Annotated in this window: 10 protein-coding genes; 6 read left to right on the forward strand and 4 right to left on the reverse strand. The window is 70.6% G+C overall.

Features of this window, described 5'->3' with window-relative positions; genetic code table 11:
* On the forward strand, nucleotides 1-1,461 hold a 1,461-nt coding region (locus tag O3Q52_RS38995), incomplete at its 5' end, for a LuxR C-terminal-related transcriptional regulator (RefSeq protein ID WP_269653319.1).
* 146 nt (nucleotides 1,462-1,607) lie between these two features.
* Here the strand turns inward: O3Q52_RS38995 and O3Q52_RS39000 are convergent.
* On the reverse strand, nucleotides 1,608-2,441 hold the full coding sequence (locus O3Q52_RS39000; protein WP_269653320.1) for a calcium-binding protein: 834 nt from the start codon (nucleotides 2,439-2,441) through the stop codon (nucleotides 1,608-1,610).
* A 247-nt stretch (nucleotides 2,442-2,688) separates the two neighbouring features.
* On the opposite strand from O3Q52_RS39000, the gene O3Q52_RS39005 reads away from it, so the two are divergent.
* Entirely contained in the window at nucleotides 2,689-3,603 is a 915-nt protein-coding gene (locus tag O3Q52_RS39005) for a HipA family kinase (RefSeq protein ID WP_269653321.1), read from the forward strand.
* 17 nt (nucleotides 3,604-3,620) lie between these two features.
* Entirely contained in the window at nucleotides 3,621-3,917 is a 297-nt protein-coding gene (locus tag O3Q52_RS39010; protein ID WP_269653322.1) for a SelT/SelW/SelH family protein, read from the forward strand.
* A 21-nt stretch (nucleotides 3,918-3,938) separates the two neighbouring features.
* Here O3Q52_RS39010 and aceB read toward each other — a convergent pair whose 3' ends face one another.
* A complete protein-coding gene (aceB, locus tag O3Q52_RS39015) occupies nucleotides 3,939-5,573 on the reverse strand; it encodes a malate synthase A (protein ID WP_269653323.1) in 1,635 nt (544 codons plus the stop codon).
* A 202-nt stretch (nucleotides 5,574-5,775) separates the two neighbouring features.
* The gene (locus O3Q52_RS39020) at nucleotides 5,776-6,375 is read right to left on the reverse strand and encodes an NTP transferase domain-containing protein (RefSeq protein WP_269653324.1); all 600 of its coding nucleotides are present in this window, start codon (nucleotides 6,373-6,375) and stop codon (nucleotides 5,776-5,778) included.
* A gap of 225 nt (nucleotides 6,376-6,600) precedes the next feature.
* On the opposite strand from O3Q52_RS39020, the gene O3Q52_RS39025 reads away from it, so the two are divergent.
* Nucleotides 6,601-6,915, forward strand: a complete 315-nt coding sequence (locus O3Q52_RS39025) for a DUF5955 family protein (RefSeq protein WP_055616113.1) — start codon at nucleotides 6,601-6,603, stop codon at nucleotides 6,913-6,915.
* A gap of 57 nt (nucleotides 6,916-6,972) precedes the next feature.
* Here O3Q52_RS39025 and O3Q52_RS39030 read toward each other — a convergent pair whose 3' ends face one another.
* Entirely contained in the window at nucleotides 6,973-7,773 is an 801-nt protein-coding gene (locus O3Q52_RS39030; RefSeq protein WP_269653325.1) for an IclR family transcriptional regulator, read from the reverse strand.
* A 296-nt stretch (nucleotides 7,774-8,069) separates the two neighbouring features.
* Here O3Q52_RS39030 and allB point away from each other — a divergent pair, with 296 nt between their 5' ends.
* Nucleotides 8,070-9,419: an allantoinase AllB gene (allB, locus tag O3Q52_RS39035; RefSeq protein ID WP_269653326.1), complete on the forward strand. Its 1,350-nt coding sequence runs from the start codon at nucleotides 8,070-8,072 to the stop codon at nucleotides 9,417-9,419.
* 120 nt (nucleotides 9,420-9,539) lie between these two features.
* Nucleotides 9,540-10,670: an allantoicase gene (gene alc / locus O3Q52_RS39040; RefSeq protein ID WP_269653327.1), complete on the forward strand. Its 1,131-nt coding sequence runs from the start codon at nucleotides 9,540-9,542 to the stop codon at nucleotides 10,668-10,670.
* The last annotated feature ends 212 nt before the right edge of the window (nucleotides 10,671-10,882 follow it).

A 10,882-nucleotide genomic window follows, 5' to 3' on the forward strand; every position in this document is an offset into this window, starting at 1 on the left:
CGGGCCAGAGCCGCCGCCACCGCGCAGCAGTGGGAGGAGGGCCTGACCGCCGTGCGGCGGGCACGGGAACTGCTCGGAGCCGAGCCCGACCCCGCGTCCCGCGCCGCCCTGGACGCGGTCGCCGCGCACCTGGTGCTCAACTCGCAGCGCCCGGACCGGCTGGAGAGCGCCAGGGCCCTGGCCGAAGGTGCCGTGGCGACCGCCGAGGCGGTCGGACTGCCGGAGGTGAGCTGCAAGGCGCTGAACATGCTCGGCTACTGCCTGCGGCCTCAGGACCTGGCCGAGGCGGAAAGGGTGTTCGATCGCCTGGTGGCCACGGCCGAGACCCATGCGCTGCCGGTCTGGCGGATACGCGGCCTGCTGGAACTCGGCGTCCTCGACCGCATCCGGACCACCGGAACCGATCGGCTGCTGGCCGTGCGGAAGGCGGCCGAGGAGACCGGTGCGGTGCTCATGACGGCCTGGGCCGACATGCATCTGACCCAGGCCCATGTGCTGCGCGACGAGCACGACAGCGCCCTGGAGTCCGCCCGGCGGCTCCGGACGACGGCCGACAGGCTGCGGTTGCGCGAGGTGCAGCTGATCGGCGTCGGAATGGACGCCGTCATCGCCGCCTCACGTGGGGATCGGCAGAAACTCCAGACCGCGCTGCACGTCGTGGAGAGCGCACTGGCCGGACGGAGCGCCGGAGCGCTCTGGGGCTACGCCGACACCTCCGTGTGGGGCTGGGCCCAGGGCATCTGCTCCCTGCTGCGGGAGGAACCCGACCGCGCGATGGCCGAGTTCACGGAGGCGGACCGGGCCATGCGGGCACTGCCCAGTACGCGCGGGGTCACCGGCTTCCTGGGCCCCTACCTGCTCCTGCGGACCGTACGGGGCGCGGCCGGCTGGGCGGAGCTGGACGGGGCCGTCGCGGACCGGCTCACCCAGGTCCACTGGGACCGGCCGTTCGCGGGATGGTCCCGGGCCGTGCTGCTGGGCCGCGAGGGCCGGGCCGCCGAGGCCGCCAAGGCAGCCGAGGAAGCACTGGCCGGTACCGACGCCATCCCCCTGGCCCGCCACCTGTGTCGGCGCCTGGGCGCCTCCGCGGCGCTCGCCGACGGCTGGGGACAGCCCGTCGAGTGGCTGCGCGCCGCCGAGCAGTTCTTCCACGACCGGGGTACGACACGGGTGTCGGCCGCCTGCCGCGCCATGCTGCGGGAAGCGGGCTCGCCCGTGGCCCGCCGCCGCGAGGGCCACGACACGATTCCGCAGGAGCTGCGACGGGCGGGGGTGACCGCGCGGGAGTACGAGGTGCTGCGCCTGCTCGGCCGGGGGCTCGGCAACCAGGAGATCGCCGAGCAGCTCTTCCTCTCGCCACGCACCGTCGAGAAGCACCTCGCGAGTCTCCGGAGCCGTACCGATCGGAGCGGCCGGGCCGCCCTGATCACCCTGGCACGCAGGTACGCGGCCGGGCAGTGACTCCACCACGCGTGCGGCGCCGCGGCCCTGGAGCAGCTCTGGAGCGCCTGGCGCGAGCGGCGGAACCGGGCTCGCGGCAGGCGCTCCGAGTGACGAGGCGACAGCGGCTGTGGAATCAGTGACTGCGAATCGGCGGATGCGGGTGTTCAGGCCTCGCAGGCGCTCTTCGTGTCGCTCGTGTCGGCGGTGCAGGTGTCGGTGTTGGCGCCCCCGTTGAGGGAGTCGTTGCCGAACACGCCGTTGACAGCGTCCAGGGTGTCGTTGCCCGCTCCGCCGCTGTGGGTGTCGCTGCCTGCGCCGCCGACCAGGGTGTCGTTGCCCGTGCCGCCCACCAGGAGGTCGTTGCCCCCGAAGCCGGACAGGATGTCGCCCGCCGTCCCCCCGGTGAGCGTGTCGCCGAACTGGCTGCCGTAGACGAACTCGACGTCGGTGAGGACGTTGTCGCCCTCCCCGCCGATGCCGTCGTCGGCGGCGTTGTCGATGTCCACGACCACGCCCGAGCCGCTCTCCAGGTAGCTGACGACGTCGTTGGTGCCGCCCCCGCCGCTGATCCGGTCGGCACCGGTGCCGCCGATGAGGAGGTCGAAGGTGGCGCTGCCGTTCAGGGTGTCGTTGCCCGTGCCGCCGTTGAGGCTGTTGCTGCCGGGGCTGGGGCCGCCGTTGATGACATCGTTGCCCGACTCGCCCTTCAGCTCACTGCGGACGTTGGCGGTCTTGGTGATGGTGTCGTTGCCGTCCCCGGCGTTGACCACGACCGTGTCGGAGCTGACGGCCACCGGGCAGGCCACCGTGCCGTTGGTCAGGAGGGTGCAGTTGAGACCGGCGGTCAGGGTGTCGGAGGTGTCCCGGATGATGACGAAGTTCCCGGACAGACTGACCGTGATGTTGTTCGCGCGGCCCTGCGCCGCGTTCACGACGATGTTGGTCCCGCTCTTGAACACACCGGTGGCCGCGCTCGCCGGCCCTCCGGTCAAGGTCACCGCGGAACCGGCCATCGCCGCGACCACCAAGACCCGGAGTAACGCTTTTCTCCCCATGGAATCCCTCTCGGTTGTGTGAATCGACCTGCTCACAGTGCCCGCAGGACCCGGGAGGCACATGGGGGAACGCCCCCCACTTACTGGCCCTCGATTACTATGCTCACTTCATGCCGGGCACTTTCCGCTGTTTGACAGCTCCAAGGTCGTCCATGGATTGCAAGGTCGATGAAGCAGGTGTCCCGAGAAAATGCTGAGGAAAGTTAGCGCGACCCGCTACATCGAACCCCTCCGGGCGGGCGGCTCCGTCCCCGGGATCGTCGAGGCGGACGACCTGGGCACCTACGTCGTGAAGTTCACGGGCTCGGCGCAGGGGCGCAAGGCGCTGGTCGCCGAGGTGATCGTCGGCGAGCTGGCGCGCGCCCTCGGTCTGAGGTTCCCCGAGCTGGTGCTGGTGGACTTCGACCCGGCGATCGGCGCGCACGAGACCCACCAGGAGGTCCAGGACCTGCTCCGGGCCAGCGCGGGCCTGAATCTCGGCATGGACTACCTGTCCGGCGCCAAGGACTTCACTCCGGAGGTCGCGAAGACGTTCCCGGTCGACCCGCTGGAGGCGGGCAGGATCATCTGGCTGGACGCCCTCACGGTCAACGTGGACCGTACGACGCACAGTTCGAACCTGATGATCTGGCCCACGCTCGGCGTCGCGCCCCCGCGGCTGTGGCTGATCGACCACGGCGCGGCCCTGGTCTTCCACCACCGCTGGGACGCCTCCGAGCCGGAGAAGGCGTACGACTTCCGGCGCCACGCGCTCGGCGGCCAGACCCCCGACACACGCGCGGCGGACGCCGAGCTCGCGCCCAGGGTGACGGAGGAACTGCTGCGCGCGATCACGGCGGAGGTGCCCGACGCCTGGCTCGCCGACGAGCCCGGTTTCGCGACCCCGGACGAGGCCCGTGAGGCGTACGTCGGCTATCTCCTCGCCCGTGCCGGGGCATCGGCGGCCTGGCTCCCCACGGACTTCCCCACCCGCGAACAGCTCGCCGCCGAGGACGCGGACCGCGCGGCGAAGACCAGGCGGGGCAGGCCGGACTGGCTCAAGCAGGTCCCAGACCTGCACGGCAAGCCGGCGGTGGAGCACGACGGGTCGGTACACCTCGGATGACCGCCGAGAATGGTCACGTGACTACTGAGAACGTGACCACTGAGAACACGCACCGCGTTCAGATCGAGTACTGCACCCAGTGCCGCTGGCTGCCCCGCGCCGCCTGGCTCGCCCAGGAACTCCTCACTACCTTCGAGCAGGAGCTGACGGAGCTCGCGCTCAAGCCCGGCACCGGCGGCGTCTTCGTCGTACGGGTCGACGACGAGGTGGTCTGGGACCGCCGCGAGCAGGGCTTCCCGGAGCCGACGGCCGTGAAGCGCCTCGTACGCGACCGAGTGGCCCCGGAAAAGTCCCTGGGCCACTCGGAGAAGTGATGCGTCTGAGGCTGTTCCGGCTCAGCCGGCCAGTTGCTCGTAGGCCGGCAGGGTCAGGAAGTCCGCATAGTCCTCGTCGAGGGCGACCGTGAGCAGCAGGTCGTGGGCCTGCTGCCAGTTGCCGGCCGCGAAGGCCTCCTCGCCGATCTCGGCGCGGATGTTGGCGAGCTCTTCGGCGGCGACCTCGCGGGCCAGCTCGGGCGTGGCCTTCACCATGCTCCCGTCGTGCTCGAACTCGACGCCCGCGTTGATCCACTGCCAGATCTGCGAGCGGGAGATCTCGGCCGTCGCCGCGTCCTCCATCAGGTTGAAGATCGCGACGGCGCCGAGACCGCGCAGCCAGGCCTCGATGTAACGGATGCCGACCTGCACGGCGTTGACGAGTCCGTCGTACGTGGGCCTCGCGTCGAGGGAGTCGACGGCGATGAGGTCGGCCGCCTTCACGTCGACGTCCTCGCGCAGCCGGTCCTTCTGGTTCGGCCTGTCGCCGAGCACGGCGTCGAAGGACGCCATCGCGATCGGGACGAGGTCCGGGTGGGCCACCCACGATCCGTCGAAGCCGTCGCCCGCCTCACGGTCCTTGTCGGCCTTGACCTTCTCGAAAGCGACCTTGTTGACCTCTTCGTCGCGCCGCGAGGGGATGAACGCCGCCATGCCGCCGATCGCGTGCGCGCCGCGCTTGTGGCAGGTACGGACGAGGAGTTCGGTGTACGCGCGCATGAACGGGGCAGTCATCGTCACCGCGTTGCGGTCCGGCAGGACGAACTTCTGCCCGCCGTCACGGAAGTTCTTGACGATGGAGAAGAGGTAGTCCCAGCGGCCAGCGTTCAACCCCGAGGCGTGGTCGCGGAGTTCGTAGAGGATCTCGTCCATCTCGTACGCGGCCGTGATCGTCTCGATCAGGACGGTCGCGCGGACGGTGCCCTGCGGGATGCCGACGTAGTCCTGCGCGAAGACGAACACGTCGTTCCAGAGGCGGGCCTCCAGGTGCGACTCCGTCTTCGGGAGGTAGAAGTAGGGGCCCTTGCCGAGGTCGAGAAGGCGCTGGGCGTTGTGGAAGAAGTACAGGCCGAAGTCCACGAGCGCGCCCGGGACCGGCGTGCCCTCGGCGTCGACGAGGTGACGCTCGTTCAGATGCCAGCCGCGCGGGCGCATGACAACGGTCGCCAGCTCCTCGGGGGCCTTCAGGGCGTACGACTTGCCGGTGCGCTCGTCGGTGAAGTCGATGCTGCGGGTGTACGCGGCGGCCATGTTCACCTGGCCGGTGACCACGTTCTCCCAGGTGGGCGCTGAGGCGTCCTCGAAGTCCGCGAGCCACACCTTCGCACCCGAGTTGAGGGCGTTGATGGTCATCTTGCGGTCGGTCGGGCCGGTGATCTCGACGCGGCGGTCGTTCAGGGCCTCGGGCGACGGGGCCACCCTCCAGGAGTCGTCCGCGCGGATCGCGGCGGTCTCCGGGAGGAAGTCGAGGGTGGAGGTGCGGGCGATCTCGGCGCGGCGCTCGGCACGGCGGGCGAGGAGCTCGTCACGCCGGGGCGTGAACCGCCGGTGCAGCTCGGCCACGAAGGCGAGGGCCGCGTCGGTGAGGACCTCTTCCTGCCGGGGCAGGGGCTCGGCGTCGACGATGGCCAGCGGGGACGGCGCTGGTGCGGACATGAACTGTCACTTCCTTCAGCGAGCTGACGTGAGTACGCCGCGGCACCGGGTGCCAGCGGAACCTGAAGCGGCCGACGGGACCCGGAGGAGAGCCGGACGCTTCTGAACAGTGGATAGTAGTTTCCTCATGGTGGAAGTTCAATAATTTGTTGACGTCGAGATTCTCCGCTTCGAGGGAATGTGGCGCTCGGTGCCACCCCGTTCACTCAAGGTGGCCCAGGTCGCTCTCCGTGTCGATGTCGAAGGGCTGCGCCACGTCCCCGCACTCGACGAGCACGATCTCGTCCTCGTGTGCCTTCAGATAGGCGCGCGCCCCCCGGTCCCCGGTCGCGGTCGCGGCGATCCCCGCCCAGTGACGGGCGCCGAACAGCACCGGGTGACCTCGTTTCCCGTCGTACGCGGCCGCCGCGAGTGTCTCGTCCGACTCGTACGCGGCGTGTACGCGGGCCACGGCTTCCGGCCCGATCCCCGGCTGGTCCACCAGCGAGACCAGTACGGCCTTGACGCCTGTACCGGCCAGCGAGTCCAGGCCGGCCCGCAGCGAGGAGCCCATGCCCTGCGCCCATTCGGGGTTGTCCACGAGCACACAGCCGGGCAGCACCGCCCGCTCGCGCACGGTGTCCGCGCCGGCGCCGAGCACCACGTGGATCCGGGAGCAGCCGCCCGCCCGCAGCGTTCCGGCCGCGTGTTCGACGAGCGGGTGTCCTTGGTGGGTCAGCAGCGCCTTGGGGCGCCCGCCGAGACGCCGACCCCCGCCGGCGGCCAGCAGCAGCCCGGCGACCTGCTCGTTGTTCTCCGTCATTACCCCTGCATACCGGACCGGGGGCGGGCGCGCCCCGAAACCCCCGCGGGCCTCGCGGTGTCCGGGGACTGAATTTCGGTCCTCGTGGTGGCGTCCACCGCATCGGGTGGCGTTTACTGTCCCGCGTCCCTGGGCGCCTGACCAACGCCGCGGGGCGGTTTTTGGGCGGGCGGCGCGGAGCGGGCACGACGTATCGCGCACAAAGACGTGCGAGGGGGGAGAGCTGTGTTGCGGAGCTTGGGACAGAGGTCAGTGACCGGCAGCGACGAGGATCCGAGAGTGGCGGAGTTGCGGACCGCGGTGTCCAGGCTGCGCCGCGAACTCGCCGCGCATCCGGCCGAGTTCCCGGACCGCGGCATCGCGGAGGACGAGCTCGCGGCGCTCGCGGCGATGGCCGTCACCGGGATGCCGGAGGTGCCCCGCCTGCGCCGCTCACTGCTCCTGATCGCCGGTTCCATCGGCTCGGTCAGCGCACTGGCCGCCGGACTCGCGGGCGTACGCAGCGCGGTGGAACTCTTCGGGGAGCCGCCCCGGCGCTGAGACCGGTCAAGTGGCCGATCCCGGACGGGAGTTCAGGTCGCCGAGCCCCACCGGCGCTCAGGTCGTCGATCCCGAGCTGGCCAGGGCCTCCGACAGCTCCACCGCCACCTGCTGGAGCACGGGCACGATCCGCTCCGTCGCCGTCTCGGTGACACGGCCGGCCGGACCGGAGATCGAAATCGCCGCTGCGGTGGGGGAGTTGGGCACGGAGACGGCGAGGCAGCGGACCCCGATCTCCTGCTCGTTGTCGTCCACCGCGTACCCGGCGCTCCGTACCTCTTCGAGCGCGCTGAGGAACTCGTCCGGGGTCGTGATCGTCTTCTCCGTCGCCGCGGGCATGCCCGTACGGGACAGGAGAGCGCGCACCTCGTCCGCCGGGACGTGCGCGAGCAGGGCCTTGCCGACGCCCGTGGAGTGCGGCAGCACCCGGCGGCCCACCTCGGTGAACATCCGCATCGAGTGCTTGGACGGCACCTGCGCCACGTACACGATCTCGTCACCGTCGAGCAGCGCCATGTTCGCCGTCTCGCCGGTCTCCTCGACCAGGCGAGCCAGATAGGGGCGGGCCCAGGTGCCGAGCAGCCGGGACGCGGACTCGCCGAGCCGGATCAGGCGCGGGCCGAGCGCATAGCGCCGGTTGGCCTGCTGGCGTACATATCCGCAGGCCACGAGCGTGCGCATGAGACGGTGGATGGTGGGCAGCGGCAGCCCGCTGCTCGCGGACAGCTCGCTCAGCCCGACCTCACCGCCCGCGTCCGCCATCCGCTCCAGAAGATCGAAGGCGCGCTCAAGAGACTGGACGCCACCGGAGGCGGCGGCTGGCTTGGCGTCGGTGGTGCTGGCGCTGGACGTCGGCACGGGCGCGGTCCTTTCAGGCGGGCAGGGAGGCAGCCTACCCGGCAGTTGGTTGACTGCACGGCTCGGTGTGGTTACGTTCTGCGTAGTGGAAGTGTAATTCCGCTTTGTGGAAACGTCCAGGGAATTCGCCTGTGAAGGCCGGCCGGGAAGCCGACTCTTGACGGCGTGGAGCGAGGAGTGAAGACTCCTTCAACAGAACGTTGAATTCCGTTACGTGGAAGTAAACGGCGGAAGGCAGCGGGCGGCACAGAGACATGTGCGGCGTGGAGAGACGTGCGGCATGGAGAGGGGTCCGGGTGTCCGACGACGGATGGGGCGAATTGATCCTGCGCTCGACGCGCGTGATCACCCCCGAAGGGACGCGGGCCGCCTCGGTCGCCGTCTCCGGGGGAAAGATCACGGCCGTGCTCGCGCACGACGCCGAGGTGCCGGCCGGAGCCCGGCTGGAGGACTTCGGTGACGACGTCCTGCTGCCCGGCCTCGTCGACACCCACGTGCACGTCAACGACCCGCGCCGCACGGAGTGGGAGGGTTTCTGGGCCGCGACGCGCGCCGCGGCGGCCGGCGGCATCACGACCCTGGTCGACATGCCCCTCAACTCCCTGCCGCCGACCACGACGGTCGACCACCTGCGCACCAAGAAGGACGTCGCCCGCTCCAAGGCGCACATCGACGTCGGCTTCTGGGGCGGCGCCCTGCCCGACAACGTCAAGGACCTGCGGCCCCTGCACGACGCGGGCGTCTTCGGCTTCAAGGCGTTCCTGTCGCCCTCCGGGGTCGACGAGTTCCCCGAGCTGGACCAGGATCAACTCGCCCTGTCCCTGGCGGAGATCGCCGGATTCGACGGTCTGCTGATCGTGCACGCCGAGGACCCGCACCATCTCGCGGCGGCCCCGCAGAGGAGCGGCCAGAAGTACGCCGACTTCCTCGCCTCGCGACCGCGGGACGCCGAGGACACCGCCATCGCGAACCTCATCGCCCAGGCCAAGCGGCTCAACGCGCGCGTCCACGTGCTGCACCTGTCGTCCGGCGACGCGCTTCCGCTGATCGCCGCCGCCAAGGCCGAGGGCGTACGCATCACGGTCGAGACCTGCCCCCACTATCTGACCCTGACGGCCGAGGAAGTCCCGGACGGCGCAAGCGAGTTCAAGTGCTGCCCGCCCATTCGCGAGGCCGCCAACCAGGACCTGCTGTGGCAGGCGCTGGCCGACGGCACGATCGACTGCGTGGTCACCGACCACTCCCCGTCGACGGCCGACCTCAAGACCGACGACTTCGCGACCGCGTGGGGCGGCATCTCCGGCCTCCAGCTCAGCCTGTCCGCCGTCTGGACCGCGGCCCGGGGGCGCGGGTACGGCCTGGAGGACGTGGTCCGCTGGATGTCCTCGCGTACGGCCCAACTGGTCGGCCTCGACGGCCGCAAGGGCGCCGTAGCGGTCGGCCACGACGCCGACTTCGCGGTCCTCGCACCCGACGAGGCCTTCACCGTCGACCCCGCCGCGCTCCAACACCGCAACCGGGTCACCGCGTACGCGGGCCGAACGCTGCACGGAGTCGTGAGGTCCACCTGGCTGCGAGGCGAACGCATCGTGGCGGACGGAGAGTTCGCTGACCCGAGGGGCCAACTCCTGTCCAGACGCCCGTAGTTCGCCCCAGAAGAACTAATACGCCCACTGAAAGAGGAAGAAGAGCCGGTACCCGTACCAGCGATTCGCGCACGACCCGCACCCGCAGCGGCCGACTCCCGAAAGGCAGACCTGATCACTGTGACGGCGCAGCACCAATCCCCCCTGGCCCGTTTCACCGGCGACGCGAACCCCTACGGAGGCGGCGACCCGTACGCGGACCACCGCAGCGCCGACTTCCCCTTCACCCAGTACGCCAACCTCGCCGACCGGCAGCTCGGGGCCGGGGTCATCGCCGCCAACGACGAGTTCTTCGCCCAGCGCGAGAACCTGCTCCTGCCCGAGCGGGCCGAGTTCGACCCCGAGCACTTCGGGCACAAGGGCAAGATCATGGACGGCTGGGAGACCCGGCGCAGGCGCGGTGCCTCCGCCGAGCACCCGTGGCCCACGGCCGACGACCACGACTGGGCGCTCGTACGTCTCGGCGCGCCCGGTGTCGTACGGGGCATCGTCATCGACACCGCCCACTTCCGCGGCAACTATCCGCAGGCGGTGTCCGTCGAGGGTGCCTCGGTGCCGGGCTCCCCGTCCCCCGAGGAACTCCTCGCGGACGACGTGAAGTGGACGACGCTCGTCCCGCGCACGGCGGTCGGCGGCCACGCGGCCAACGGCTTCGCCGTCGACGTGGAGCAGCGCATCACCCACCTCCGCGTCAACCAGCACCCGGACGGTGGGATCGCGCGCCTTCGCGTGTACGGCGAGGTCGTCCCCGACCCGCGGTGGCTGTCGGTCCTCGGCACCTTCGACGTCGTCGCCCTGGAGAACGGCGGACAGGTCGAGGACGCGTCCAACCTCTTCTACTCGCCCGCCACCAACACCATCCAGCCGGGGCGGTCCCGCAAGATGGACGACGGGTGGGAGACGCGGCGGCGGCGGGACCAGGGGCACGACTGGATTCGCTACCAGCTTGTAGCGCGGTCCGAGATCCGCGCCATCGAGATCGACACGGCGTATCTGAAGGGCAACTCGGCCGGGTGGGCGTCTGTTTCGGTGCGGGACGGTGTGGACGGGGAGTGGGTCGAGGTCCTGCCCCGCACCCGCCTTCAGCCCGACACGAACCACCGGTTCGTCCTCGGGGCCCCGTCCGTCGGCACGCACGCGCGCGTCGACATCTTCCCCGACGGAGGCATCTCCCGCCTGCGACTCTTCGGTTCCCTGACGGAGGAGGGCGCGGCCCGCCTCACCGCCCGCCACCAGGAACTCGGCGGCTGACCCGGGGAGTTCTCCGCCCCCGCCGCCCCTACCCATTCCCGTCCTTCTGGGGCTCCGCCCCAGGCCCCGTGGGGTGTGTTGTCGGGTGCCGGTCCGGCTGTGGCTGGTCGCGCAGTTTCCCGCGCCCCTAAAGACCAAGGCCGTGAAGTTACGGGCTGATCGTCGGCGTCAAGATGTTGATGCTGAGGGTGGCTTTGTAGGTGCGTCGGTCG

The organism is Streptomyces sp. ActVer (assembly GCF_027270795.1).
Classification (GTDB): Bacteria; Actinomycetota; Actinomycetes; order Streptomycetales; family Streptomycetaceae; genus Streptomyces; species Streptomyces umbrinus_A.